At 66.0% G+C, this 25,192-nt stretch carries 23 protein-coding genes; 14 read left to right on the top strand and 9 right to left on the bottom strand.

The annotated features are described in order from the left end of the window. Window positions 1-13: 13 nt before the first annotated feature. From ppnP to argF, 3 genes are all read right to left on the bottom strand, one after another. Entirely contained in the window at window positions 14-325 is a 312-nt protein-coding gene (gene ppnP / locus AC1DS6_RS11865; RefSeq protein ID WP_045237620.1) for a pyrimidine/purine nucleoside phosphorylase, read from the bottom strand. Window positions 326-477: 152 nt separating this feature from the next. Beyond that, entirely contained in the window at window positions 478-1,707 is a 1,230-nt protein-coding gene (locus AC1DS6_RS11860) for an argininosuccinate synthase (protein WP_035867543.1), read from the bottom strand. Between the two features lie 196 nt (window positions 1,708-1,903). Continuing rightward, window positions 1,904-2,827, bottom strand: a complete 924-nt coding sequence (gene argF / locus AC1DS6_RS11855; RefSeq protein WP_035867400.1) for an ornithine carbamoyltransferase — start codon at window positions 2,825-2,827, stop codon at window positions 1,904-1,906. A 397-nt stretch (window positions 2,828-3,224) separates the two neighbouring features. Here argF and AC1DS6_RS11850 point away from each other — a divergent pair, with 397 nt between their 5' ends. After that, window positions 3,225-3,524: a DUF3579 domain-containing protein gene (locus AC1DS6_RS11850; RefSeq protein ID WP_035867403.1), complete on the top strand. Its 300-nt coding sequence runs from the start codon at window positions 3,225-3,227 to the stop codon at window positions 3,522-3,524. A gap of 259 nt (window positions 3,525-3,783) precedes the next feature. Here AC1DS6_RS11850 and rpsT read toward each other — a convergent pair whose 3' ends face one another. Next, window positions 3,784-4,050, bottom strand: coding sequence for a 30S ribosomal protein S20 (gene rpsT / locus AC1DS6_RS11845; protein ID WP_006157537.1), 267 nt, complete (start codon window positions 4,048-4,050; stop codon window positions 3,784-3,786). A 370-nt stretch (window positions 4,051-4,420) separates the two neighbouring features. Between rpsT and murJ the strand changes: the two genes are divergently transcribed. Together murJ and AC1DS6_RS11835 are read left to right on the top strand one after the other, a co-directional pair. After that, entirely contained in the window at window positions 4,421-5,974 is a 1,554-nt protein-coding gene (gene murJ, locus AC1DS6_RS11840; RefSeq protein ID WP_045237619.1) for a murein biosynthesis integral membrane protein MurJ, read from the top strand. A gap of 225 nt (window positions 5,975-6,199) precedes the next feature. Further along, window positions 6,200-7,048 carry a SirB1 family protein gene (locus AC1DS6_RS11835; protein ID WP_035867410.1) on the top strand — a complete coding sequence of 283 codons (849 nt, stop codon included), beginning with the start codon at window positions 6,200-6,202 and terminating at the stop codon, window positions 7,046-7,048. Window positions 7,049-7,085: 37 nt separating this feature from the next. Here the strand turns inward: AC1DS6_RS11835 and AC1DS6_RS11830 are convergent, their stop codons facing one another. After that, on the bottom strand, window positions 7,086-7,727 hold the full coding sequence (locus AC1DS6_RS11830; RefSeq protein WP_477102536.1) for a VTT domain-containing protein: 642 nt from the start codon (window positions 7,725-7,727) through the stop codon (window positions 7,086-7,088). Window positions 7,728-7,867: 140 nt separating this feature from the next. Between AC1DS6_RS11830 and mutL the strand changes: the two genes are divergently transcribed. The 3 genes from mutL to AC1DS6_RS11815 all read left to right on the top strand — a co-directional run bounded on the left by mutL (window position 7,868) and on the right by AC1DS6_RS11815 (window position 11,480). Then, on the top strand, window positions 7,868-9,883 hold the full coding sequence (gene mutL / locus AC1DS6_RS11825) for a DNA mismatch repair endonuclease MutL (protein WP_441626337.1): 2,016 nt from the start codon (window positions 7,868-7,870) through the stop codon (window positions 9,881-9,883). A gap of 51 nt (window positions 9,884-9,934) precedes the next feature. Continuing rightward, window positions 9,935-10,915, top strand: a complete 981-nt coding sequence (miaA, locus tag AC1DS6_RS11820) for a tRNA (adenosine(37)-N6)-dimethylallyltransferase MiaA (RefSeq protein ID WP_441626335.1) — start codon at window positions 9,935-9,937, stop codon at window positions 10,913-10,915. 61 nt (window positions 10,916-10,976) lie between these two features. After that, window positions 10,977-11,480, top strand: a complete 504-nt coding sequence (locus AC1DS6_RS11815) for a GNAT family N-acetyltransferase (protein ID WP_441626333.1) — start codon at window positions 10,977-10,979, stop codon at window positions 11,478-11,480. A gap of 76 nt (window positions 11,481-11,556) precedes the next feature. Here AC1DS6_RS11815 and purM read toward each other — a convergent pair whose 3' ends face one another. Beyond that, the gene (gene purM, locus AC1DS6_RS11810; protein ID WP_035867420.1) at window positions 11,557-12,609 is read right to left on the bottom strand and encodes a phosphoribosylformylglycinamidine cyclo-ligase; all 1,053 of its coding nucleotides are present in this window, start codon (window positions 12,607-12,609) and stop codon (window positions 11,557-11,559) included. 278 nt (window positions 12,610-12,887) lie between these two features. Between purM and hda the strand changes: the two genes are divergently transcribed. From hda to AC1DS6_RS11770, 8 genes are all read left to right on the top strand, one after another. Next, complete coding sequence (gene hda, locus AC1DS6_RS11805; RefSeq protein ID WP_035867422.1) at window positions 12,888-13,595, top strand: DnaA regulatory inactivator Hda; 708 nt, start codon at window positions 12,888-12,890, stop codon at window positions 13,593-13,595. Between the two features lie 115 nt (window positions 13,596-13,710). After that, on the top strand, window positions 13,711-14,385 hold the full coding sequence (locus AC1DS6_RS11800; RefSeq protein WP_441626329.1) for a histidinol-phosphatase: 675 nt from the start codon (window positions 13,711-13,713) through the stop codon (window positions 14,383-14,385). A gap of 1 nt (window position 14,386) precedes the next feature. Further along, window positions 14,387-15,982, top strand: coding sequence for a polynucleotide adenylyltransferase PcnB (gene pcnB, locus AC1DS6_RS11795; protein ID WP_477102528.1), 1,596 nt, complete (start codon window positions 14,387-14,389; stop codon window positions 15,980-15,982). Then, the gene (folK, locus tag AC1DS6_RS11790; RefSeq protein ID WP_035867429.1) at window positions 15,982-16,500 is read left to right on the top strand and encodes a 2-amino-4-hydroxy-6-hydroxymethyldihydropteridine diphosphokinase; all 519 of its coding nucleotides are present in this window, start codon (window positions 15,982-15,984) and stop codon (window positions 16,498-16,500) included. Before pcnB ends, folK begins: the two co-directional genes overlap by 1 nt. 76 nt (window positions 16,501-16,576) lie before the next feature. Beyond that, on the top strand, window positions 16,577-17,218 hold the full coding sequence (locus tag AC1DS6_RS11785) for a deoxynucleoside kinase (RefSeq protein ID WP_035867433.1): 642 nt from the start codon (window positions 16,577-16,579) through the stop codon (window positions 17,216-17,218). Between the two features lie 211 nt (window positions 17,219-17,429). Next, window positions 17,430-18,251, top strand: a complete 822-nt coding sequence (gene panB / locus AC1DS6_RS11780; protein ID WP_441626325.1) for a 3-methyl-2-oxobutanoate hydroxymethyltransferase — start codon at window positions 17,430-17,432, stop codon at window positions 18,249-18,251. 16 nt (window positions 18,252-18,267) lie between these two features. Further along, the gene (locus tag AC1DS6_RS11775) at window positions 18,268-18,966 is read left to right on the top strand and encodes an ABC transporter permease (protein ID WP_441626323.1); all 699 of its coding nucleotides are present in this window, start codon (window positions 18,268-18,270) and stop codon (window positions 18,964-18,966) included. Next, entirely contained in the window at window positions 18,963-19,694 is a 732-nt protein-coding gene (locus AC1DS6_RS11770) for an ATP-binding cassette domain-containing protein (RefSeq protein ID WP_441626321.1), read from the top strand. The genes AC1DS6_RS11775 and AC1DS6_RS11770 overlap by 4 nt, the downstream gene beginning before the upstream one ends. Before the next feature lie 9 nt (window positions 19,695-19,703). Here AC1DS6_RS11770 and AC1DS6_RS11765 read toward each other — a convergent pair whose 3' ends face one another. The 3 genes from AC1DS6_RS11765 to dnaK all read right to left on the bottom strand — a co-directional run bounded on the left by AC1DS6_RS11765 (window position 19,704) and on the right by dnaK (window position 25,046). Beyond that, on the bottom strand, window positions 19,704-21,638 hold the full coding sequence (locus AC1DS6_RS11765; protein WP_441626319.1) for a chorismate-binding protein: 1,935 nt from the start codon (window positions 21,636-21,638) through the stop codon (window positions 19,704-19,706). 131 nt (window positions 21,639-21,769) lie between these two features. Beyond that, window positions 21,770-22,912, bottom strand: coding sequence for a molecular chaperone DnaJ (gene dnaJ, locus AC1DS6_RS11760; RefSeq protein WP_441626317.1), 1,143 nt, complete (start codon window positions 22,910-22,912; stop codon window positions 21,770-21,772). A gap of 175 nt (window positions 22,913-23,087) precedes the next feature. Next, window positions 23,088-25,046 (bottom strand): molecular chaperone DnaK, encoded by a 1,959-nt coding sequence (gene dnaK, locus AC1DS6_RS11755; RefSeq protein ID WP_035867443.1) that lies wholly within the window; start codon window positions 25,044-25,046, stop codon window positions 23,088-23,090. Between the last annotated feature and the right edge of the window lie 146 nt (window positions 25,047-25,192).

The following is a 25,192-nucleotide window of genomic DNA, read 5'->3' as shown; positions in this document are numbered from 1 at the left end:
CGGGCCATCGTACTCAGGCGAAGTGGCAGACGTAGTCCAGCGTTTCGGTCACTTCGATATCAAAGCTGCTGTCGCCGGGCACATTGAACTGCTGGCCGGCGCCATAGGTATTCCACTGATCTTCGCCAGCCAGCTTCACGCGGCACACGCCGGCATTGATTTCCATGATTTCCGGAGCGCCGGTGCTGAAGGTCAGCGCGGCGGGGAAGATGACGCCCAGCGTCTTGCGGGTGCCATCCGGGAACAGCACCGTGTGGCTGACGCACTTGCCGTCGAAGTACAGGTTGGCTTTCTTGACGACGGATACGTTGTCGAACTGGCTCACGCTATTTCTCCTTGATGCTTGGTTCTTGATGACTGGAATCTGGAATGTTCAATGGCGAGGCGGCGCAAAAAAGGGGCCATGACGGCCCCTCTTCTGCTGAGTGCTGACTGCCAGGGCCACGGTCCGAATTGGGCCGGGGCCTGAAGCCCGCCTTACTCGCCGCGCTGGCGGCGTGCGTTCTCGGCGATGCGCATGCGCAGCGCGTTCAGCTTGATGAAGCCGCCGGCGTCGGCCTGGTTGTAGGCGCCGCCATCATCGTCGAAGGTCGCGATGGTCTTGTCGAACAGCGTGTCCTTGGAGTCGCGCGCGACCACGATCACGTTGCCCTTGTACAGCTTGACGCGCACCCAACCGTTGACCTTGGCCTGCGTGTGGTCGATCAGCACCTGCAGCGCGCGGCGCTCCGGGCTCCACCAGTAGCCGTTGTAAATCAGGCTGGCGTAGCGCGGCATCAGGTCGTCCTTCAGGTGAGCCACTTCGCGGTCGAGCGTGATCGACTCGATGGCGCGGTGGGCCTTCAGGATGATGGTGCCGCCGGGGGTTTCATAGCAGCCACGGCTCTTCATGCCGACGTAGCGGTTTTCCACCAGGTCCAGGCGGCCGATGCCGTGCTTGCCGCCCAGGCGGTTCAGCTCGGTGAGCACTTCGGCCGGGGTCATGCGCTTGCCATTCAGGCCGACGATGTCGCCGCCCTCGAATTCGACGTCCAGGTACTCGGCCGCGTCCGGTGCGTTCTCGGGCGACACGGTCCAGCGCCACATGTCTTCCTCGGCCTCGGCCTTGGGGTCTTCCAGGTGGCGGCCTTCGAAGGAGATGTGCAGCAGGTTGGCGTCCATCGAGTACGGGGCGCCGCCCTTCTTGTGCTTCATGTCGATTTCGATGCCGGCCTTTTCAGCGTAGGCCAGCAGCTTTTCGCGGGACAGCAGGTCCCACTCGCGCCACGGCGCGATGACCTTCACGCCCGGCTCCAGACCGTAGTAGCCCAGTTCGAAGCGAACCTGGTCATTGCCCTTGCCGGTGGCGCCATGCGACACGGCGTCGGCGCCGGTGCTGCGCAGGATCTCGATCTGGCGCTTGGCGATCAGCGGACGCGCGATCGAGGTGCCCAGCAGGTACTCGCCTTCATAGACGGCGTTGGCGCGGAACATCGGGAAGACGAAATCGCGCACGAATTCTTCGCGCAGGTCGTCGATAAAGATGTTCTCCGGCTTGATGCCGAACTTGAGCGCCTTCTGGCGGGCAGGTTCGAGTTCCTCGCCCTGGCCGATGTCGGCGGTAAAGGTGACCACCTCGCATTGATAGGTGTCTTGCAGCCACTTCAGGATCACCGAAGTGTCCAGCCCGCCGGAGTAGGCGAGCACGACTTTCTTGATATCGCTCATGTTCGACTCGATGCGCAAAGTAAGCGTGGCCGGCGCTGACGCCGGACACGCGAAAAAGAATGCGGAAAAACCGCTATTTTGACACGTCCGCTCCGGCTTGGGCGGCACTTGCCGCCTTCATCCAGCGCTCAGCCAGCCTTCTGGCACCGGGTTGGCGTGCCGCATGTGCGCCAAACTTGGCGCGGTACGCTCAGGATCAGTAGCGCCCGCAGAGCAGGAATTCCATCAGGGCCTTCTGCACGTGCAGGCGGTTCTCGGCCTCTTCCCACACCACGCTCTTCGGGCCGTCGATGACAGCCGCCTCGACTTCCTCGCCGCGATGCGCCGGCAGGCAGTGCATGAAGAGCGCGTCGGGGTTGGCGCGATCCATCATGGCGGTGGTCACCATCCAGTTCTGGAAGGCGCGCTTGCGCGCGTCGTTCTCGGCTTCGTAGCCCATGCTGGTCCACACATCGGTGGTGACCAGGTCCGCGCCCTGGCAGGCGGTCAGCGGATCGTCGAACACCTTGACCAGGTGCGCGGCCGACGCCGGCACCATGGCCGGGTCGAGCTGGTAGCCGGGAGGCGCCGAGAAGTGGAAAGTAAAGCCGAGGCGCTCGGCCGCCTGGATCCAGGTGTAGGCCATATTGTTGGCGTCGCCGATCCAGGCCACCGTCTTGCCGCGGATGCTGCCGCGCTGCTCGATATAGGTGAAGACGTCGGCCAGCACCTGGCAGGGATGGTATTCATTGGTCAGCCCGTTGATCACCGGCACCCGCGAATGCGCGGCGAAACGCTCGATGATGTCCTGGCCGAAGGTGCGGATCATGATGATGTCGACCATGCGCGAGATCACCTGCGCCGCGTCTTCGATCGGCTCGCCGCGCCCGAGTTGCGAGTCGCGGGTATTGAGGAAGACGGCATGGCCACCCAGCTGGTGGATGCCGGCCTCGAACGACAAGCGCGTACGAGTCGAGTTTTTCTCGAAGATCATGGACAGCGTGCGGTCGTGCAGCGGATGCCATGTCTCGTAGTTCTTGAACTTGGTCTTCAGAATCCGTGCGCGGTCCAGCAGGTACTCGTACTCATCGGGAGTCAGGTCGCTGAACTGGAGGTAATGCTTGATCGAAGTTGGGCTCATAAAACAAAGAAGGCGGCTCGGTGGTGGCTTGGCCGCCATGAAGGGTTCATGACCTGACCGTGCCGCGGAGCCGCCTTTCGCGTCGCTTACGCAATTTAACTGTAAGAATCATAAGGGATTATTGTGGCTTTGGCGAGCGTGGGCCGCGTGCCGCACGGCACGGAGGCTTATGCGCGAGTCTTATATAAGATATAATACTGGCTGATTCACGCGGGGCCCGGCATATCCATGCCACCGCCCGCTGCCGGCATCAAAAGTGCCCCCGCCGACACCGACGCCCCGCCGCCATGGCCTGGAATGAAACGAACCAATTGTTTCCTGGCCGCGTCAAACGGGCTCCCGTTTGGTCAGTCTGGCGGGTTTACCGTCGAGTCAACCGTACTATCCCCGCAGTCCAATGAATCCCACAGTTCGCGAATATTTCATCCAAGGCATCACCAAGGAAGGCAAGACCTTCCGTCCAAGCGACTGGGCTGAACGGCTGTGCGGCGTGATGGCGCAATTCCGTCCCGAAGGCGACACCGGCGATCCCCGCATCACCTATTCGCCTTACGTGCGGCCCATGATCGCGGGCGGCGTGAAAAGCGTGGTGGTCGATGCGCGACTGCGTGACATCGAGCCCAAGGCGCTCGACTTCGTCCTCAACTTCGCCCGCGACAACAACCTGCAACTGGTCGAAGCCTGCTCACTGGAGTAAGCCCGCACCGCCGCATGCCGCGGCTGCACCGCGGCCCTCCCGCACCGGCAGCACCGGTAACGCGCGGGCCAAAGCAGAAGACAAAAAAAGCTCGTCAGATGACGAGCTTTTTTTCGGGTAAGTCATCGCTAGACGACGCACCCCACCAACGGACTACCGGGCCAAGCCCCCGACAGCCACCGAAGCGACGCGGTAAGGCAAAATGCCCGGCATGCCGCCGGAAGGCGCCTGGCACTTGGCCCGGCGCCGGCAACTGCTATCAGGCAGCCATCGACTTGATGGCGGACGACAGGCGCGACTTGTGACGTGCAGCCTTGTTCTTGTGCACGATCTTCTTGTCGGCGATAGCGTCGATGATCGATTGCGAGTTCTTGAAGATCTCGGCAGCAGCAGCCTTGTCGCCGGCTTCGATAGCCTTGCGGACAGCCTTGACAGCGGTACGCAGACGCGAACGCAGGCTGGAGTTGTGGGCGTTCTGGGCGACGGCCTGGCGCGCGCGCTTGCGAGCTTGTGCGGAATTTGCCATTTAAGTAGATTTCCTGAATTCAGATGCGTGCCCAACGGAAGGACGGAGCAAACCGCGGACACAATTAAGTGCACATCAAGCGACCCGGGATGCACTGGCACACGAATCCGGAACGCAACTAGCCTTGTGAATCGGCAATTATACACACAAGAAAAAGCGGCTGGCAAGCCGAGCCACGACCCATGTGAGACGGGGTGACGCAAAGGCCAATATACGGGCACCAGCGAGGCCGAACCGTATAATACGCGCCACACCGGCCCCGCCCTGCGTGGCCTCGATGCAACTTTGGGACGTGCCCGACGTCTGAACCCGGTTCGCACCGGCGGTCCGATCCAAGCTGCCGCCGCCTCCCCTTTGCCGCCGACCGATCTTGAACCTGCTCAAAGCGCTCGCCACCATCAGCAGCCTGACGATGCTGTCGCGCATCACCGGCCTTATCCGCGAGATCCTGATCGCCCGTGCCTTTGGCGCTTCGGACATGACCGACGCCTTCAACGTGGCGTTCCGCATTCCCAACCTGCTGCGCCGCATCTTCGGCGAGGGCGCATTCTCGCAAGCCTTCGTGCCGATCCTGGGTGAATACCATAGCAAGCGCGGCGAGGCCGAGACCCGTGCGCTGATCGATTCGGTTGCCACGGTCATGACCTGGGTCCTGATGGGCGTCTCGCTACTCGGCGTGATCGGCGCCCCGCTCGTGATGATGGTGGTCGCCACGGGCTTCCGCCAGCATGGCGGCGAAACCTACGACGCCGCGGTCTTCATGACCCGCGTGATGTTTCCCTACATCGGCCTGATCTCGCTGGTGGCGCTGGCCTCCGGCATCCTCAATACCTGGCGCCGCTTCGCCATGCCCGCCTTCACGCCGGTGCTGCTCAATCTCTGCCTGATCGTAGCCGCGCTGTTCGTCGGCCCGCATATGGCGCAGCCGATCTACGCGCAGGCCTGGGGGGTGCTGGTGGGCGGCATCCTGCAACTGGCGGTGCAGATTCCGGCGCTCCGGCGGCTGGGCGTGATGCCGCGCCTGCGCTTCAACCTGCGCGCGGCCTGGGCCGAACCAGGCGTGCGCCGCGTCATGCGGCAGATGGCACCGGCGCTTCTGGCGGTCTCGGTGGCTCAGATCAGCCTGATCATCAATACCAACATTGCCTCCCGCCTGGCCGCCGGCAGCGTGTCCTACCTGACCTACGCCGACCGCCTGATGGAATTCCCGACGGCGCTGCTGGGCGTGGCGCTGGGCACCATCCTGCTGCCGAGCCTGTCGAAAGCCAGCGCCGAGGACAACCGGGCCGAATATTCCGGCCTGCTCGACTGGGGCCTGCGCCTGACGTTCCTGCTGGCCGTGCCGTGCGCGGTCGGACTGTTCGTCTTTGGCGCGCCGCTGACCGCGGTGCTGTTCAACTATGGCAAGTTCGACGCCCATGCGGTGGAGATGACCCGGCAGGCGCTGGTTTCCTACGGCACCGGCCTGCTCGGCCTGATCCTGATCAAGATCCTGGCGCCGGGCTTCTATGCCCGCCAGGACATCCGCACCCCGGTCAAGATCGCCTTGCTGGTGCTTGTGATCACGCAGTTGTCCAACTACGTCTTCGTGCCGCGCTTCGGCCACGCCGGCCTGGCGCTATCGATCAGCTTCGGCGCCACTGTCAACGCCCTGCTGCTGTTCCTGGGACTACGCAAGCGCGGCTTCTACAAGCCGGCCAAGGGCTGGTGGCTGTTCCTTGCCCAGTTGCTGACCGCCGTGACGCTGCTGGCCGGCATGCTGCTCTGGTTCGCCCGCAACTTCGACTGGGTCGGCCTGGGCGCCACGCCGTTGCTGCGCATCGCGCTGCTGGCCTCGTGCCTGGTACTTGCGGCGGTCGTCTACTTCGGTACACTGTGGCTCATGGGGCTGAGATACTCCGCTTTCAAGCGGAGAGCCGGCTAAGAGGCCCCCGCCTGCCAATCCAGCCAGTCGCGCCAGCGCGGCGCAAGGGCTGCGGCAGCGCGCGGTGCAGGGTCAAGGCAACTGAGGTTGTGTCAGAATGAGACGAAGCGGTTCTGCCCAGCAGGCAGGCGGACGCGGACGATGCCAATGCACCGTCCGGGAACGCCAGCCATGCCGCCAGTTTCGATCTCGAACAGCCGCCAGGCCGCATTCAGGAAAGCCGCAATGACAACCACGAAAGTCCTGGAATACTTTGCCAGTCTCGTGGCGGACGAGGACGGTATCCCGCTTACCGAGACGGTGCTCTCGATCGCCCAGGACGCCTACCCGGACCTGGACCTGCAAGCCGAACTGGCCATGCTCGACATGCTCGCGGTTCGCCTGAAGCGACGGATCGCCGAAGGCACGCCGGCCATCCAGCGCATGCGCCTGCTCAACCATTTCTTCTACCGCGACCTGGGCTTCGGCGCCAACGCGAACGACTATTACGATCCCGACAACTCCTACCTGAACGTCGTGCTCAAGCAGCGGCGCGGCATCCCGATCTCGCTGGCGGTGCTCTATATGGAGTTGGGCCAGCATATCGGCCTGCCGCTCAAGGGCGTGTCCTTCCCCAACCATTTCCTGGTGCGGATGTCGATTCCCGCCGGCGAGGTGGTGGTGGACCCGCTCACCGGCGAGACGCTGTCGAAGGAGCAGTTGCAGGAGATGCTCGACCCGCACCTGGAGCGCGAGGGCATCGCCGATCCCAACGAGGTGCCGCTGGGCCTGTTCCTGCAGGTGGCGAGCCACCGTGAGATCGTGGCGCGCGTGCTGCGCAATCTCAAGTCGATCTATCTGCAGGAATCGCGCTGGCAGCGCTTGCTGGCGGTACAGAACCGCCTGGTGATCTTGTTGCCAGGCTCGATCGAGGAAGTGCGGGACCGCGGCCTGGCCTATGCCAACCTGGAGTGCTTCCGGCCGGCGCTGGCCGACCTGGAAGCCTACGTGATGGCGCGCCCGGATGCGGCCGATACCACCCAGATCCGCGACCGCATGCCAGCGTTGCGCATGATGAGCCGCAGCGTGAACTGAAGCCCGGGCAGGGGCAGGCCCCGGCCTGCCCCGTCGCTCAGGAAGGACGGCGCTTGCCGCCGCGCACGAGCTTCCACAACCCGCCCAGCACCAGCGGCACGACCGCCGCGCCGATGCCAGCCAGCACAATCAGGTTCAGGTATTGCTTGATGAACGGCAGGTTGCCGAAGAAATAACCGGCAAACACCAGGCCCAGGACCCAGGCCATCGCACCAATCACGTTGAACATCTGGAACTTGGCGAACGTCATCTGCGACACGCCGGCGACGAACGGCGCAAAAGTACGCACGATCGGCAGGAAACGGGCCATGACCAGCGTCTTGCCACCGTGGCGCTCGTAGAAATCGTGGGTTTTGCGCAGTGCCTGCTGGTCCAGGAAGCGCCAATGGCCGTCGAACACCTTCGGGCCGACCCAGCTTCCCACCAGGTAGTTGACCGTATTGCCGCCAATCGCCGCCACCAGCAGCAGGCCGACCAGCACCCACTCATTCATGGCATGCGTGGCGCAAAAGGCGCCGGCGATGAAGAGCAGTGAATCGCCCGGCAGGAAAGGCAACACCACCAGGCCTGTCTCCGCAAGGACAATGGCAAAGAGGATGGCATAGACCCACGCACCGTAGTTCTCGATGACGGTGCCGAGGTATTTGTCGACATGCAGCAACATGTCTAGAAACTGCAATACGATATCCAATTCGATCCCCATTCTGAATTCAGCCGACATCATACAAGACCGGACCGACTCCAAAGTCACCTGATCCGACGCCAATGTGCTTGTCCCGCGCGCGCGGGCCTGCAGCGCGCCCACGTATAATTCCGCCCATGCCTGCCCAAGACCCGCGCCCCGCCCAGCCACCCCGTCCTATCCGCCCCCTGCCCGACCAGTTGATCAGCCAGATCGCGGCCGGCGAGGTGGTGGAACGCCCCGCCTCGGTGGTCAAGGAACTGCTCGAGAACGCGCTGGACGCCGGCGCCACCCAGCTCAATATCCGGCTGGAAGAAGGCGGTGTGCGGCGCATCGTGATCGCGGACAACGGCTGTGGCATCCCTGCCGCCGAACTGCCGGTCGCGCTGATGCGCCACGCCACCAGCAAGATCGCCTCGCTGGACGAACTGGAATCGGTGCTCACGCTGGGCTTTCGCGGCGAGGCGCTGGCCTCGATCGCTTCGGTTTCCGAATTGACCCTGACCAGCCGCACCGCCAGCGATTCGCATGCGACACAGGTGATCGCCGACACCGGCGAAGTGCAGCCCGCGTCCGGCGGCGTGGGCACCACCGTCGACGTGCAGCACCTTTACTTCAACACGCCAGCGCGCCGAAAGTTCCTTAAATCGGAACAAACCGAGTTCGGCCATTGCCTGGAGATGGTGCGGCGCGCGGCGCTGGCACGGCCGGACGTGGCCATCTCGGTCCATCACAATGGCAAGCCGATGGAGCACTGGAATGCCGGCGATGTCGCCACGCGCACGGGCCAGGTGCTCGGCGCCGACTTCGCCAACGCCCGCCTGCCCCTGGATGAGGAAGCCGGCAACCTGCACCTGTACGGATTTGCCGGGCTGCCCACCGCCTCGCGCGGGCGTCCCGACCAGCAGTTCTTCTTCGTCAACGGCCGCTACGTCCGCGACAAGCTGCTCACCCACGCCGTGCGCAGCGCCTACCAGGACGTGCTGCACGGCGATCGCTTCCCGTCCTACGTGCTGTGCATGGACCTGCCGCCCGAGATGGTGGATGTCAACGTGCACCCGTCCAAGATCGAAGTGCGTTTCCGTGAATCGCGCGCGGTGCACCAGTTCGTCTACCACGCCGTGCAGCGCTGCCTGGCGCGCCAGGCGGGCGAACAGGGCGACAGCCTGCATACCGCGTCCGATGTGGACGATACTCCCGCGGGGGAACGCCTTGGCGGCCCCGGCGGTTTCCCGGGCGCACGCGGCATTGGCGGTGGTTCCGGAGCTTCCGGCGGCTTCGGTGGATCAGGCAGGAGCGGCGGCATGGGTGGCGGTGGCGCCAGCCCGCGCCCGTGGGTGGACTACACGGCCACCGCGCGCCAGACCGAACTCGGCGTTGCCCAGCCCCGCCAGGCCTACCTCGGCATGGTCCGCGATGCGATCCAGCCGGGCAACGGATTTTCGCGCGCCTCCGCCGGCCCTGCCAGCACGCCCCCGGCCTGGATGGCCGATGCGCAGGCCGCCCGCGAGAACGACCCGCCTGGCCTGCTCGAGCAGCTTCCACGGCAGGAATTCACCGAGGACGATGCCAGCCCGCTGGGCTATGCCATCGCGCAGCTGCACGGCATTTATGTACTGGCGCAGAACGCGCGCGGCCTGGTGCTGGTGGATATGCACGCCGCCCACGAGCGCATCCTGTACGAGCAGATCAAGACCGCTCTGGAAACGCGTGAGCTGGCGGTGCAGTCGCTGCTGATCCCGGTCACGCTGACGGCCAGCGCGGTGGAGATCGGCACTGCCGAGGAGCACCAGGAAACCCTCACCCTGCTCGGCTTCGACATCGCTCAGGTCTCGCCCACCACGCTGGCGATTCGCGCCATCCCGTCCCTGCTCAAGCAGGCCGACACTGAAGCCCTGGCGCGCGACGTGCTGCGCGACCTGCACGCCTTCGGCGGCTCGCGCGTACTGGTCGAACGCCAGAACGAACTGCTCGCGACCCTGGCCTGCCACAGCGCGGTGCGCGCCAACCGCAAGCTCACGCTGGAAGAGATGAACGCGCTGCTGCGCCAGATGGAACAGACCGAGCGCGCCGACCAGTGCAACCATGGACGGCCCACCTGGGTGCAGTTGTCGGTGGCCGAACTCGACCGCCTGTTCCTGCGCGGCCAATAGACTGCCGTGCCACAGCCCGCCGCCAGTTCCGCCACCCCGGTTCCCTCCGCCTTGAACGCCGCACCAGCTCCCGCAAGCCTCGGCGCAGACCACCCGCCCGTGGTCTGCCTGCTCGGCCCTACCGCCTCCGGCAAGACCGCCGCCGCGCTGGCGCTGGCGGCGCAAGCCCCGATCGAGATCATCAGCCTGGACTCGGCGCTGGTCTACCGCGAGATGGACATCGGCACCGCCAAGCCCTCGCCGGCCGAGCTCGCCGCGGTGCCGCACCACCTGATCGACATCATCGACCCGGCCGACAGCTACTCCGCCGCCCAGTTCGTCACCGATGCCGAGCGGCTGATCGGCGAGATCCGCGCGCGCGGCAGCGAGCCGCTGATTGTCGGGGGGACCATGCTGTACTACAAGGCCCTGACCCAGGGCCTGAACGACCTGCCGCAAGCCGACCCGGCGCTGCGCGCGGAACTCGACGCGCTGGCCGCCGAGCGCGGCTGGCCGCTGCTGCACGCCATGCTGGCCGAAGTCGACCCGGTGACCGCGGCACGGCTGGCGCCCAACGATGCCCAGCGCATCCAGCGCGCGCTGGAGATCCACCGGCTGTCCGGACAACCAATGTCGGCGCTGCTGGCACGGCAAGCCGGCGAACGCACCTTTGCCGGCGCCGCCGACCGCCGCTATCGCGTGATCGCGCTGGAGCCTTCCGACCGCGCGGTACTGCACGCGCGCATCGCCACCCGCTACGATGCCATGCTGGCCGGCGGCTTTATCGACGAAGTGGAACGGCTGCGCGCGCGCGGCGACCTGCAGCCGACGCTGCCATCCATCCGCTGCGTAGGCTACCGCCAGGTGTGGGAGTACCTGGATGGCGAGACCGACTTCGCCACCATGCGCGAACGCGGCCTGGCGGCTACCCGCCAGCTCTGCAAGCGCCAGCTCACCTGGCTGCGCAGCACGCCCGAGCGCGAAGTGGTGGACTGCCTGGCGACGGATTACGTCACGCAAGTGGCACGACTGGCAAGGATTGGGCAGGCATAGGCCAGATGTGACGAATAGGCGATAATCGCGTTTTATTACCTGCCGATGCGTCAAACCCGCCATGCCCACCTCCGATTTCGTACTACGCCCCGCCACGCCTGACGACTGCGAAAGCTTGCTCGCGCTGATCACGGGACTGGCCGAATACGAGAAACTCACCCACCTGATCGAAGCCACGCCGGAAAAACTGCGCGAAGCCCTGTTCGGCGCGCGCCCGCATGCCGAGGCCGTGCTGGTGGAGGTGCCGGGCGCGCAAGGCGCGAAGGCGGTGGGCTTTGCCTTGTTCTTCCACAACTTCTCGACCTTCCTGGCCAAGCCCGGGCTGTATCTGGAAGACCTTTATGTCGACCCGGCCTGGCGTGGCCACGGGCTGGGCAAGATGTTGCTCAAGCATCTTGCGGCGCTGGCGGTGGAACGCGGCTGCGGCCGCTTCGAATGGAGCGTGCTGGACTGGAACACGCCGTCGATCGAGTTTTACCGCGCGATGGGCGCGGACGTGATGCCGGACTGGCGGATTTGCCGGGTTACAGGGGAGGCGCTGACGAAGCTGGGCGCGGCCGGGTAGGGCCGCCACTGCGCCCCGCGCAAACGAAAACGGCACATGCCCAAGCATGTGCCGTTTTGCGTTGGAAGCAGACCGCTCAGACGACGATGGTCTGCGCCTGGCCTTCTTCGCGCTCGCGGATCTCGCCGATCTGCCACACGGTTTCACCAGCCGCCTGCAGATGACGGATGGCGCGGTCGGCGTCTTCCTTGGCAACGATCACCACCATGCCGATGCCGCAATTGAACACGCGGTGCATTTCGTCGTCGGCCACGTTGCCTTGCGCCTGCAGCCACTGGAACAGCGGCGGCAAGGTCCAGGCGTCGCGCTGCAGCACGGCGGTCACGCCCTGCGCCAGCACGCGCGGCACGTTTTCGGTCAGGCCGCCGCCGGTGATGTGAGCCATGCCCTTGACCGGCAGCGTCTCGATCAGCGACAGCAGCGGCTTCACGTAGATGCGGGTGGGGGCCATGATGGCGTCCTGCAGGCGCTGGCCGTGGAAGTCGGCGTTCAGGTCCGGCTTGGCCACTTCGATGATCTTGCGCACCAGCGAGTAGCCGTTGGAGTGCGCGCCCGACGAAGCCAGGCCCAGCACCACGTCGCCCGGCACGATGGTGCTGCCGTCGATGATGCGGCTCTTTTCCACCGCGCCGACTGCAAAGCCGGCCAGGTCGTATTCGCCGTCGGGGTACATGCTCGGCATCTCGGCGGTCTCGCCGCCGATCAACGCGCAGCCGGACAGCTCGCAGCCCTGGGCGATGCCCTGGATCACGGTAGCGGCGGTATCCACGTCCAGCTTGCCGCAGGCGAAGTAGTCGAGGAAGAACAGCGGTTCGGCACCCTGCACCAGGATGTCGTTGACGCTCATGGCCACCAGATCCTGGCCCACGGTGTCGTGGCGGTTAAGCTGGAAGGCCAGCTTGAGCTTGGTGCCGACGCCGTCGGTGCCGGACACCAGCACCGGCTCCTTGTACTTCTTGGACAGTTCGAAGAGCGCGCCGAAGCCCCCGATGCCGGCCATCACGCCCTCGCGCATGGTGCGCTTGGCGAACGGCTTGATGCGGTCGACGAGCGCGTCGCCCGCGTCGATATCGACGCCGGCATCGCGGTAGGAAAGGCCTGCCTGGCCGGAAGTGGGGGATGCGCTCATGGGAACCTGCTTTTCCTGGAGTATGAAGTGAGTAATGCGGCGCTCACGACGGCGATTTGCGGCCGCGAGTCCAGTAGAATCGCAATTTTAACGGATACAGGCTTCCGGCTTCCAGTTTCCGGTGTCCCGCGTCATGAAGTGTTGCCCCCAGCCCTTACCGATGAAGACAATTTTGGCAGCCTCCCGCCGTCCCGCCAGCGCCATCCAGATGGTCAGCGCCGGACTGCCGCGACGCGTTTACCCGATAGCTGACCTTTACCCCAAGTAACCGATAAGCCATGTTTCCCCGCCCCAAGCAGCTTTCGCTTGAACTTGGCAGTCCGCCGCCGTCGACCTTCGAGAATTTTTTCGTGGCCGCCAACCGCGAGCCCGTGCAACGCCTGCACGATCTCGCCGCCGCGGTGGCCCAGGAGCGCGCCGCCGACCGCCTGATCTACCTGTGGGGCGAGGTGGGCTCGGGCCGCACCCATTTGCTGCACGCGGTCTGCGACAGCGGCTACCAGGCCGGCATCAGCTGCCGCTACCTGAGCCCGCATCATGCCTTGTCGGATTTCATCTTCGACCCGAGCTGCCAGCTCTACACCGTGGACGATGTGGAGCTGCTCGACGAAGCGCGCCAGATCGCCGTATTCTCGCTCTACAACGAGGTCCGGGCCCACGTGCGCACCGCCATCGTGGTGGCCGGCAGCCAGGCACCGCTGGCCATGCCGGTGCGCGAGGACCTGCGCACCCGGCTGGGCTGGGGCCTGGTCTACCAGCTCGCGCCGCTGTCGGACGAAGACAAGATGACGGCGCTGGTGCAGGCTGCGCGCGAACGCGGCCTGCAGCTTTCGCCGGAAATCCCGCACTGGCTGGTCACGCGCAAATACCGCGACATGCCCAGCCTGATGGCGCTGCTGGACGCGCTGGACACCTATTCGCTGGAGCGCAAGCGCGCCGTCACCCTGCCCTTGCTGCGGGAAATGTTTGCCGAGTTGCGGGAGTGAGCGCGGGCTGCCGGCACGGCGCGCACGGCACTTGGCATGTCCCGTGCTTGTATTCGTTGCCAGCCGGTCACGTTAAAGAAACGGCCACAGTCACGTTAATGTAAAATCGCCGCCCATGAATCTGGCATTGTTCGACCTCGACCACACCTTGCTCCCGACCGACAGCGACCACGAATGGGGCCGCTTCCTCGTGCGCCTGGGCGCTGTCGACGAGGAATCCTACCGCCGCAGGAACGATGAGTTCTACGGCCACTACAAGGCTGGCACCCTGGATATCCAGGCTTTCCTGCGTTTCGCGCTGGCGCCGCTGGCGGCCAACCCGCGCGACCGGCTCGAAGCGTGGCGGGGTCAGTTCATGCGGGAAGTGATCGATCCGGTGATGACGCCGCAGGCGCGGGCGCTGGTCTACAAGCATCTCGACGCCGGCGACCTGTGCGCGGTAGTCACCGCCACCAACAGCTTCGTCACCGCCCCGATCGCGGCGGCCTTTGGCATCAAGCACCTGGTCGCCACCGAGCCGGCCACCGCCAACGGCAAGCCCGACGGCGCCTTCACCGGCGAAGTCGCAGGCATTCCATGCTTCCGCGAGGGCAAGATCGCCCGCGTCGAAACCTGGCTCAAGAGCATGGGCACCCAATGGGATGCCTTCGAAAACACCACCTTCTACAGCGATTCGGCCAACGACCTGCCGCTACTGGAAAAGGTCAGCGAACCGATCGCCGCCAACCCGGACGATCGCCTGCGTCACCACGCCGCCGCGGCCGGCTGGCGCATCATGGATCTGTTCTGACGTGATCAAGAAGCTAATCAACCGGCTGCTCGGCAAGCCGGGCACCCAGCAGCGCCCCACCAAACGCCGCGGCGGACGCGCCCATACGCCGAATATCGTTGCGCATGCCGAGCACCAGATCGACCAGTCGCTGATCTCGCGCAACGCCATCAAAGTCACCTCCACGCTGCAGCAGGCGGGCTACCAGGCCTTTATCGTCGGCGGCGCGGTGCGCGACCTGTTGCTGGGCATCAAGCCCAAGGACTTCGACGTCGCCACCAACGCCACGCCCGACCAGGTGCAGGCGCTGTTCCGCCGCTCGCGCATCATTGGCCGGCGCTTCCAGATCGTGCACGTGACCTTCTACGGCGGGCGCGATCAGGAGATCATCGAGGTCTCCACCTTCCGCGCGCTGGTCGACGCGGTTGCCAGCGAGACCCTGCCCGAAGGGCGCCGTCTCAAGCGCGCGGAGCTCGACAGCAAGACCCACGCGATCGACGCCTTCGGACGCGTGCTGCGCGACAACGTATGGGGCTCGCAGGCGGAAGACGCGGAACGCCGCGACTTCACCATCAATGCGATGTACTACGATCCGGCCGAGCAGACGGTGTATGACTACCACCACGGCATGGAAGACATCCGCGCGCGCACGCTGCGCATGATCGGCGACCCGGTCACGCGCTACCGCGAAGATCCCATCCGCATGCTGCGCGTAGTGCGTTTCGCCGCCAAGACCGGTTTCACCATCGACGAGGAAACCCGCCAGCCGATCGCCGACCTCGCCTCGCTGATCCATAACGTGCCCAGCGCGCGCCTGTTCGACGAGATGCTCAAGCTGCTGATGTCCGGCCACGCATGGGCCTCGCTGCAGGAGTTGCGCAAGGCCGGCCTGCACCGCGGCCTGCTGCCGCTGCTGGACGTCGCGCTGGAGCAGCCGATGGGCCAGCGCTTCGTGCAGCTGGCGCTGGACAACACCGACCAGCGCGTGCAGGTCGGCAAGCCGGTGTCGCCGGGCTTCCTGTTCGCCGCGCTGCTGTGGCACCACGTGCTGCAGCGCTGGACCACGCTGCGCGAGGAAGGCGAGCACGCCATCGCCGCGCTCAATATCGCGATGGACGATGTGCTGGAGCGCCAGACCGGCCAGCTCGCCATCCAGCGCCGCTTTGTCACCGACATGCGGGACATCTGGGGCATGCAGCCGCGCTTCGAGAAGCGCGTGGGCCGCATGCCGTTCCGCCTGATCGAATCGCCGCGCTTCCGCGCCGGGTTCGACTTCCTCTACCTGCGCTGCCAGTCCGGCGAGCAGCCGGCCGAGCTGGCGCAGTGGTGGCAGGATTTCCAGGACGCCGATAGCCATGGCCGCGAGGACCTGATCGATGCCGTGCGCCCGGTGCGCGGTGGCGGCAGGCAAGGCGGCGGCGGCAGCGGCGGCGCCGAGGGCGGCGAGCCGGCCGACGATGGCGAAGGCGGCGCTCCGGCGCGCAAGAAGCGCCGCAGGCGCAGTCCGCGGAAATCGGATACAGTTTCTTCGCGGAGTGATTTGGACGCGAGCCCGGATTCCGGCTCCACTGCAGACCGGAAAGCCGGCAAGGTACGCGTCCAGCCGGAGGAATCGTAATGACACTTGCCTTTATCGGCATCGGAGCCAACCTGGGCGACGCCCGGCAAGCCCTGAAAGATGCCATCGTATGCCTGGCCCAGCAGGTCGGCATCACGGTGATGGCGAGATCATCGCTCTATCGCACGGCTCCGGTCGATGCGACGGGCGGCGACTATTACAACGCGGTGGTCAAGGTGGAAACCTCGTTCACCGCTGCGCAGCTGCTGCGTATCTGCCACCACATCGAGGACCAGTTCGGGCGCGAACGGCCATTCCGCAACGCGCCGCGCACCCTCGACCTGGACCTGCTGGTGTTCGGCGACGAGATCCACCAGGATGAAAAGCTCGTGGTGCCGCATCCGCGCGTGGCCGAGCGCGCCTTCACGCTGGTGCCCCTGCTCGAACTGGATGCCGGCCTGGTCATCCCGGGACTTGGCCCCGCGGCGGATTACCTGGCTGCGGTCAGCGGGCAGCGTGTCGAGAAAGTCTCGTTCTGCCAATGCACGCGGCAGCGGGATGCGCGCGACGCTTCCTGATGCCATGACCGGCCCAGGCCAGCCGGCCCCGCTTCATCCGCCCTCTTAGCCTGGCATCAGCCGACCGGACCCGCCCATGCTCGAACACCTGCGCCGCATTGTGGTGGAAGGCCCCATCGGGGCCGGCAAGACCGCGCTCGCGCAACGCCTGGCGCAAACCCTGCGTACCGGCGAGCTGCTCGACGCGGCACGCGAAAACCCCTTCCTCGAACGCTATTACCGCGAGCCAGCGCGTTACGCGCTGCCGCTGCAGCTTTCGCTGATGAACCAGCGCGCGCAGCAGCTCCAAACCTGGCAGGCGGCATTGCTGGCGGGACAGCGCATGGTGGCGGATTTCCTGTACACCAGGAGCCGTCTCTACGCCGGGCTGACCTTGCCCGAGGACGAACTGGCGCTGTACGACGCCCTTGCCGCGCGCCTGCCAGCCCAGGGCCAGCGCGTGGACCTGGTCATCGTGCTGCAGGCCTCGCCTGCCCTGCTGCGCGAGCGGATCGCGCGCCGCAACGCGCCCGGCGAGTCCAGCATCGACGAAGCCTATCTGGAGCGCCTGTCCGACGCCTACGGCGAGCTGTTCCATCGCTACGACGAGGCGCCGGTAATGATCGTCGACACGGCCCACTTCAGCCCGGTAGACAACGACGCCGATTTCCGTACACTACTGTCGCGCATCGAAAACATGCGCGGCCGCAAGGCCTTTCTCAATCTCGCTGCGCCCTGACAGGTTCCCGCCTGCCAGCCTTAACCATAACGACAACAGTCGCTGCCGCGAAGCCAGCGCCCGTCCAGATCGGGCCGCGTACCTCGCTGCGAAGCAAACTGAAGGGGGCAAAAGCCTTGCCGCAAGGATGCAGATGCGCTGATGCACTGAGCTTGGATGCACTGCGGCATTGCGGCCGGCCCGACTCCCGTCTCTCTACCGGCCCAACGTCATGAGTTACCTCCTCGACCCCTCCCGCAAGACCGTCACCATCCCCAGGCTGCAGGCCATGCGCGCCGCCGGCGAAAAAATCGCCATGCTGACCGCGTACGACTCCAGCTTCGCCGCGCTGCTCGACTACTGCGGGGTCGAGGTGCTGCTGGTCGGCGACTCCCTCGGCAATGTCATGCAAGGCCAGCAGACCACGCTGCCCGTGACGCTGGAGCACGTGGTCTATCACACCGAATGCGTGGCGCGCGGCAACCAGAGCGCCCTGCTGGTGGCGGACCTGCCGTTCGGCACCTACCCCACCCCGGAAGCCACCTACGCCAGCGCCGTGGCGCTGATGCGGGCCGGCGCGCACATGGTCAAGCTGGAGGGCGGCGACTGGCTCGCGCCCACTGTCAAATTCCTGGTCGAGCGCAGCATCCCGGTGTGCGCCCACATCGGCCTGACGCCACAATCGGTGCACGCGCTGGGCGGCTTCAAGGTACAAGGCAAGACCGACGAGAGCGCCGCGCAACTCAAGCGCGATGCGCTCGCGCTACAGGCAGCGGGCGCCCAGCTGATCGTGATGGAAGCGGTGCCGGCAGCGGTGGCTGGCGTAGTCACCGGCTTGCTGACCATCCCGACCATCGGCATCGGCGCCGGCGCGGATTGCTCGGGCCAGGTGCTGGTACTGCAGGACATGATCAACGTCTACCCAGGCCGCAAAGCCAAGTTCGTACGCAACTTCATGGATGGCGCCAGCTCGATCGAGGCTGCGGTACGCGCCTATGTGGCGGCCGTGAAGGACGGCAGCTTCCCCGCCGTCGAGCACACCTTCTCGGCCTGACCGGCCGGCTCCGGACATGGAGATCGGTGCCGCCACAGCTACGGCCTTCCATCTGCTGGCCAGCGGCGACGGCGCCTTGTGGTTCATCGTCTGGACCTCGCTGGTGGTGGCCGTGCTGGGGCTGGCGCTCGCCACCGTGCCCGCCATCGGCGCGGCCTACCTGATCGCCACCCACGATTTTCCCGGCCGCCGGGTAGTCGTGGTGGTGGCGCAGGCCTTCCTTTCCTTCCCGACCGTGCTGGTCGGGCTGATCCTGTATCTGCTGTTCACCCGCCAGGGACCGCTGGGCGATTTTTCATTGTTGTTCACCCGTAGCGGCATGGTCTTCGGGCAGGCGGTGATCGGCTTCCCGGTGGTCCTGGCCTTTGCCCTGTCCACCCTGCAGGGGGCGGACGTTCGCCTGCGTGAAACGGCGTGGGTGCTGGGCGCTGGCCGCTGGCGGACCTTCTTTACGGTGCTGCGCGAGCTGCGCTTTGGCCTGATGGCAGCGCTGGTGGCCGGATTTGGGCGGGTCATTGCCGAAGTCGGCTCCGCGCTGATGATCGGCGGCAATATCGAAGGCGCTACCCGAACCATCACCACCGCCATCGCGCTGGAAACCAGCAAGGGCGAATTTGCCCAGGGCATCGCGCTGGGCATCGTACTGGTGGCGCTGGCACTGCTGGTGAATGTGATGCTGGCGTGGCTGCAAGGCGCGGGAGGATTTCGCCGATGAGCACACTGCCCGCACGCCAGACTCCCGACGGACACGCGCTGCCGCCTGCGCAATTGCCCCCGCTGCTGACCGTGCGCGGCCTGCGGCGGCAGGTCGGCGCACGGTGTCTGTTCGACATCGGTGAACTGGCCTTTCCCCGCGCCGCCGCCGTGGTGCTGACCGGTGTCAACGGCGCCGGCAAGACCACGCTGCTGCGCATGGTGGCGGGGCTGGAGCGCGCGCCCGGTGCCAGGGTGTCCTGGACCGGTGCGGACGGCCAGCCGCACGAGGCGGCGCTCGATCCGCTGCCGGCGGCGCTGCGGCAGCGCATCGCCTATCTCCACCAGCATCCCTACCTGTTTCGCACCTCGGTACGGGAGAATATTGCCTACGGCCTGAAAACCCGCGGCCTGGCCGCCGACGAGATCCGGCGGCGCGTGGGAGCCGCGCTGGGCTGGGCCGGCATCACGCATGTGCAGAACACCGCGCCCGAACGCCTGTCCGGCGGCGAGATACAGCGCGTGGCGCTGGCACGCGCCAAAGTGCTGGAGCCCGACTTGCTGCTGCTGGATGAACCCACCTCCAGCCTGGACGGCCACGCGCGCGAACAGGTGATCGCACTGGTGCGCGAACTGGCCGCCGAGGGCCGCACCGTGGTGATGATCTGCCACGACCGCGACCTGATCAACCTGCCGGGCGTGGTGCGCTGGAAGCTCACCGACGGACGCCTGGATACGCGCCATCGCTGAGCGGCCGGATCAGTCCTCCGGGCGCAATTCCGCCGGCAATACCGCCGGCAATACCCCGCGCAGCGAGTTGGCCAGCGCCAGCGCTTCGGCGCGGCGCAGCATGGCCCGCGTGATCACCGCCTCGCTCACCGGTCCGCCCAGGTAGCGCGCGCCGTCGGCCAGCACCGCCGCGCGCATCACGCCGGGCAGGATGTCCGCGGTCAACGGCGGCGTCAGCCACGCCCCGTCCACTTTGACGAACACTGAACTGCGGCCACCCTCAAGCAGTTCGTCGCGGGCGTTGAAGAACAGGCTATCGAAGGCGCCTGCGCGCTCTGCGGACTGCCAGCCGCCATCGTAGACGGCGCGCGCGCTGGTCTTGTGGCGGCGCAGCGGATCAGCGCATGCCAACGCCTGCGGCGCCAGCGTGACCAGCACGGGGACGGCGCCCAGCGGCGCCAGCGGGCCGTGGGCGATGGCGAAACCGCCGGCCTTGTCCAGCGCCAGGCGCAAGCGCCAGGTACCGGCGCCGAGATCCGTCACGGCACCCTGCACGGCCGCCAGCGCGCGGTCCCGCTCGAAGCGAAAGCCCAGGTGACCGGCGGAAGCGGCCAGCCGCGCCAGATGATGGGCCAGGCGCTGGCACTTCCCATCCTCCACGCGCATGGTCTCGAACAAGGTGAAGCCCGGATCGTGCGCGGTCAGGAAGCGGGCCTTCCAGCCGCATTCGGCATATTCTCCCGCGGCGTCGCTGTCGTGCACGATGCCGCCGCCGACGCCCATCTCGCCCGCGCGCAGGCCATCCGCGCCCGGCGCGCCCAGCACCAGCGTGCGGATCGCCACGGACAGGGCGAAGGCGCCGGGCCACCCATCGGCCTGTTTGCCGCCGGGCGCATCGATCCAGCCCAGGGAGCCCGTATAGAGGCCGCGCGGCGCCTGCTCCAGTTCACCGATGATCTGCATGGTGCGCCGCTTGGGCGCGCCGGTGATGGAGCCGCAGGGAAACAGCGCGCGCAACAGGTCGGCCAGGCTGGTGCCGGGACGCGCGGCGGCGGTGACGGTGGAGGTCATCTGCAGCACCTGGCCGAACGGCTGCACCGCGAAGCGGTCCGGCACGGCCACCGTGCCGGGCACGGCGACGCGGCCGAGATCGTTGCGCAGCAGGTCGACGATCATCACGTTCTCGGCGCGGTTCTTCGGGTCCGCCGCCAGCGCTGCGGCGGCCTCGGCATCGCGCGCGCTGTCGCCGGTACGCGGGGCGGTGCCTTTCATCGGGCACGCCAGCAACCGGCCTTGCCCGTCATGCCGGACAAACAGCTCGGGCGACAGCGACAACACCCAACCATCGCCCGGCAGCCGCGCCAGCGCGGCGTAGGGCACCGGCTGAGCGGCGCGCAGCGCGGCATACAACGCCAGCGGGTTGCCGAAAGCGGCAAAGCGCAGCCGCTGCGTGAAATTGACCTGGTAGGTATCGCCAGCCTCGATCCACTGGTGGATCCGGGCAATGGCCGCGTGGAAAGCCGCTTCCGGCGTGTCGGCTGTGACGTCCATCACGCCGGCCGGTTCGCCCGAGGACGGCGCCAGCCACTGCGCGACCTCCCGCGTGTCCAGCCGCCGCATCTGCCGGAACCACAGCAGGCGCAGCGCGCCGTCATGGAAAGGCAGCGCGCGGTCGACATGGACCGGCACGCCGACCAGCGGGCCGCCGAATTCGTAGGGGGCGAACAGCGTGGCATGCCAGCCCTGGCGCCAGCCTTCTGCCAGCATGGCGTCGAGCGCGCCGAGCGCGGAGGCATCGGGCAGCGCGTCTTCACGGGCGAAGCCGGTGTACAGGCGCGAAGAGGCCTCGGCGGGGGCGGCGGTGGCGTCGTCGAGCAGGACGAAGGGCTCGGCGGCAATGGCGATCGGATCGTGCGATGACGCGAGGGTGGGGGTTGGCGAAGCCGGAGAAGAAAACGAATGCATCGGGGGCACAAGCACGGAGAAAGCGCGGGCACCGGCGGAACCGGCGCGCGGGGAGGACACCGCATTATCGCCCCCAAAACAAAAAAGCCGGCCACACATCAACGCGTGGCCGGCCGCATGCCGTTGCCGGATCAGCTGAAGAAGCTCTTCACCTTATCCAGCCAGGATTGCTCCTGCGGGCTGTGGCGCGAGCCGCCTTCGTGCACCGAGCGGTCGAACTGGCGCAGGATGTCCTTCTGCGCCTCGGTCAGCTTGACCGGCGTCTCCACGTTCACATGCACGTAGAGGTCGCCCGGATAGCCCGAACGCACGCCCTTGATGCCCTTGCCGCGCAGACGGAACGTCTTGCCGGGCTGGGTGCCTTCGGGCACCGGGAAGCTGGCCTTGCCGCCCAGCGTGGGCACTTCCAGGTCGCCGCCCAGCGCCGCGGTGGCGAAGGAGATCGGCATCTGGCAGTGCAGGTCGTCGCCGTCGCGCTCGAACACCGAGTGTTGCTTGATGTGGACTTCCACATACAAATCGCCCGGGGGCCCACCGTTGATGCCCGGCTCGCCGTTGCCCGTGGAGCGGATGCGCATGCCCTCGTCGATGCCGGCCGGGATCTTCACTTCCAGCGTCTTCTGCGACTTCAGCTTGCCCTGGCCGTGGCACTTGGTGCAAGGCTTGGGAATGTGCTTGCCGGTACCGTGGCACTTGGGGCAAGTCTGCTGCATCGAGAAGAAACCCTGCGACACGCGTACCTGGCCCGCGCCATGGCAGGTCGGGCAGGTTTCGACGTTGGTGCCGGGTTCGGCGCCATTGCCATGGCAATGCTCGCACTCGTCCCAGTGCGGCACGCGGATCTGCGCGTCGTGGCCGTGGGCGGCCTGCTCCAGCGTGATCTCCATGCTGTAGCGCAGGTCGGCGCCGCGGTACACCTGCGGCCCGCCGCCCCGGCGTCCGCCGGCCTGGCCCTGCTGGCCGAAGATATCGCCGAAGATATCGCCGAAAGCTTCGGCGAAACCGCCATAGGCCTGGCCGCCACCACCGAAACCGCCCGCCATGTTGGGGTCGACGCCGGCATGGCCGTACTGGTCGTAGGCTGCCTTTTTCTCGGGATCGGAGAGCATCTCGTAGGCCTCTTTGACCTCCTTGAATTTCTCTTCGGAATCCTTGCTGTCCGGATTGCGGTCCGGGTGGTGCTTCATCGCCAGCTTGCGATACGCCTTCTTGATGTCGTCGTCGCTGGCGTTCTTGCCCACCCCGAGCACTTCGTAAAAGTCACGTTTTGCCATGGTGGCTGCTTACCTGATTGGCCCGGAAGCGCGTGCAAAACCCGCCCGAGCAAAATAGCAAAAAAGCCGAGCGAGGCATTCGACGGCGGTAACCCGCTTGGTCCAATGTCCGTCGCCCGGCGTCGGGATGGGGGCTGGCGCAGCTTGTGTGCCGCGCCCCCGCCCCGCTCTTCCATTACTTCTTGTCGTTGACTTCCTTGAATTCGGCGTCCACGACGTTGTCGTCCTGCGGCTGGGCATGTTGCTGCTGGCCCGCGCCGGCAGCACCGGCACCGGCCGCGCCCGCCGCACCGGCGTCGCCGGCCTTGGCTTGCATGTCGGCGTAGACGCGCTCGCCCAGCTTCTGGCTGGCGTCGGACAGCGCGCTGACCTTGGCATCGATCTCGGCCTTGTCGCCACCGCGTGCGGCGTCTTCCAGTTCCTTGATCGCGGCTTCGATCTTTTCCTTCTCGCCCGCTTCCAGCTTGTCGCCGTATTCGGTGACAGCCTTCTTGGTCGAGTGGATCAGCGCATCGGCCTGGTTGCGGGCGTCAGCCAGCTCGCGGGCCTTCTTGTCTTCCTCGGCGTTGGCCTCGGCGTCCTTCACCATGCGCTGGATCTCGTCTTCCGACAGGCCAGAGTTCGCCTTGATGGTGATGCGGTTTTCCTTGCCGGTCGCCTTGTCCTTGGCGCCCACGTGCAGGATGCCGTTGGCGTCGATGTCGAACGAGACTTCGATCTGCGGCAGGCCGCGCGGTGCCGGGGCAATGCCTTCGAGGTTGAACTCGCCCAGCAGCTTGTTGCCGGTCGCCATCTCGCGCTCGCCCTGGAACACCTTGATGGTCACGGCCGGCTGGTTGTCGTCGGCGGTCGAGAACACCTGCGCATGCTTGGTCGGGATGGTGGTGTTCTTGGTGATCATCTTGGTCATCACGCCACCCAGGGTTTCGATACCCAGCGACAGCGGCGTCACGTCCAGCAGCAGCACGTCCTTGCGGTCGCCCGACAGCACCGAACCCTGGATCGCGGCGCCAACGGCCACGGCTTCGTCCGGGTTCACGTCCTTGCGCGCTTCCTTGCCGAAGAACTCCTTGACCTGTTCCTGCACCTTCGGCATGCGGGTCATGCCGCCGACCAGGATCACGTCGTCGATCTCGCTGACCTTGACGCCAGCATCCTTGATGGCGATGCGGCACGGCTCGATGGTGCGGGTGATCAGTTCCTCGACCAGCGATTCCAGCTTGGCGCGGGTCATCTTCAGGTTCAAGTGCTTCGGACCGGAGGCATCCGCCGTGATGTACGGCAGGTTGATTTCGGTCTGCTGCGAGCTCGACAGTTCGATCTTGGCCTTTTCAGCGGCTTCCTTCAGGCGCTGCAGCGCGAGCACGTCCTTGGACAGGTCGACGCCCTGGTCCTTCTTGAACTCACCGATGATGTAGTCGATGATGCGCTGGTCGAAGTCTTCGCCGCCCAGGAAGGTGTCGCCATTGGTCGACAGCACTTCGAACTGCTTCTCGCCGTCAACGTCGGCGATCTCGATGATCGAGATGTCGAACGTGCCGCCACCCAGGTCATACACGGCGATCTTGCGGTCGCCCTTTTCGTTCTTGTCCAGGCCAAAGGCCAGCGCGGCCGCGGTCGGCTCGTTGATGATGCGCTTGACGTCCAGACCGGCGATGCGGCCAGCGTCCTTGGTGGCCTGGCGCTGCGAGTCGTTGAAGTAAGCCGGCACGGTGATCACGGCTTCGGTCACCGGCTCGCCGAGGTAGTCTTCGGCGGTCTTCTTCATCTTGCGCAGCACTTCGGCGGACACCTGCGGCGGCGCCAGCTTCTGGTCGCGCACCGATACCCATGCGTCGCCGTTGTCGGCCTTGACGATGGAGTACGGCATCAGGCCGATGTCCTTCTGCACTTCCTTTTCTTCGAACTTGCGGCCGATCAGGCGCTTCACCGCGTACAGGGTGTTGCGCGGATTGGTGACCGCCTGGCGCTTGGCAGGCGCGCCGACCAGGATCTCGCCGTCTTCCATGTAGGCGATGATCGACGGGGTGGTACGTGTGCCTTCGGCATTTTCGATCACCTTGGGCGTATTGCCTTCCATGATCGCGACGCAGCTATTGGTGGTACCGAGGTCGATACCGATGATCTTACCCATTTATTCTCTCCTCTTGAGCCCCGCTATCCGCGGGGACTGCAATTCGTCCTGAGGGCGAAATGTGGCCGTCCGGGGCCATTTCAAGGGCCGGACGCGCAAATCCGACTAAATTTCTCGACTTCTCCCTCCGGCCAGCGGCGGCTCGG

The sequence above is a fragment of the Cupriavidus sp. 05L310 genome (assembly GCF_056398185.1).
The sequence above is the reverse complement of the archived record's forward strand: the minus strand, read 5'-3'. Positions and strand labels throughout refer to the sequence as shown.

What these genes read in the sequence shown, in the direction of transcription:
- AC1DS6_RS11835 (WP_035867410.1), top strand. Translation starts at nt 6,200, where the DNA reads ATGACAACCACGAAAGTCCTGGAATACTTTGCCAGTCTCGTGGCGGAC.
- folK (WP_035867429.1), top strand. Translation starts at nt 15,982, where the DNA reads ATGACACTTGCCTTTATCGGCATCGGAGCCAACCTGGGCGACGCCCGG.
- purM (WP_035867420.1), bottom strand. Translation starts at nt 12,609, where the DNA reads ATGAGCGCATCCCCCACTTCCGGCCAGGCAGGCCTTTCCTACCGCGAT.
- rpsT (WP_006157537.1), bottom strand. Translation starts at nt 4,050, where the DNA reads ATGGCAAATTCCGCACAAGCTCGCAAGCGCGCGCGCCAGGCCGTCGCC.
- AC1DS6_RS11770 (WP_441626321.1), top strand. Translation starts at nt 18,963, where the DNA reads ATGAGCACACTGCCCGCACGCCAGACTCCCGACGGACACGCGCTGCCG.
- mutL (WP_441626337.1), top strand. Translation starts at nt 7,868, where the DNA reads ATGCCTGCCCAAGACCCGCGCCCCGCCCAGCCACCCCGTCCTATCCGC.
- AC1DS6_RS11775 (WP_441626323.1), top strand. Translation starts at nt 18,268, where the DNA reads ATGGAGATCGGTGCCGCCACAGCTACGGCCTTCCATCTGCTGGCCAGC.
- AC1DS6_RS11765 (WP_441626319.1), bottom strand. Translation starts at nt 21,638, where the DNA reads ATGCATTCGTTTTCTTCTCCGGCTTCGCCAACCCCCACCCTCGCGTCA.
- AC1DS6_RS11850 (WP_035867403.1), top strand. Translation starts at nt 3,225, where the DNA reads ATGAATCCCACAGTTCGCGAATATTTCATCCAAGGCATCACCAAGGAA.
- AC1DS6_RS11800 (WP_441626329.1), top strand. Translation starts at nt 13,711, where the DNA reads ATGAATCTGGCATTGTTCGACCTCGACCACACCTTGCTCCCGACCGAC.
- AC1DS6_RS11785 (WP_035867433.1), top strand. Translation starts at nt 16,577, where the DNA reads ATGCTCGAACACCTGCGCCGCATTGTGGTGGAAGGCCCCATCGGGGCC.
- argF (WP_035867400.1), bottom strand. Translation starts at nt 2,827, where the DNA reads ATGAGCCCAACTTCGATCAAGCATTACCTCCAGTTCAGCGACCTGACT.
- AC1DS6_RS11860 (WP_035867543.1), bottom strand. Translation starts at nt 1,707, where the DNA reads ATGAGCGATATCAAGAAAGTCGTGCTCGCCTACTCCGGCGGGCTGGAC.
- AC1DS6_RS11815 (WP_441626333.1), top strand. Translation starts at nt 10,977, where the DNA reads ATGCCCACCTCCGATTTCGTACTACGCCCCGCCACGCCTGACGACTGC.
- hda (WP_035867422.1), top strand. Translation starts at nt 12,888, where the DNA reads ATGTTTCCCCGCCCCAAGCAGCTTTCGCTTGAACTTGGCAGTCCGCCG.
- panB (WP_441626325.1), top strand. Translation starts at nt 17,430, where the DNA reads ATGAGTTACCTCCTCGACCCCTCCCGCAAGACCGTCACCATCCCCAGG.
- dnaJ (WP_441626317.1), bottom strand. Translation starts at nt 22,912, where the DNA reads ATGGCAAAACGTGACTTTTACGAAGTGCTCGGGGTGGGCAAGAACGCC.
- dnaK (WP_035867443.1), bottom strand. Translation starts at nt 25,046, where the DNA reads ATGGGTAAGATCATCGGTATCGACCTCGGTACCACCAATAGCTGCGTC.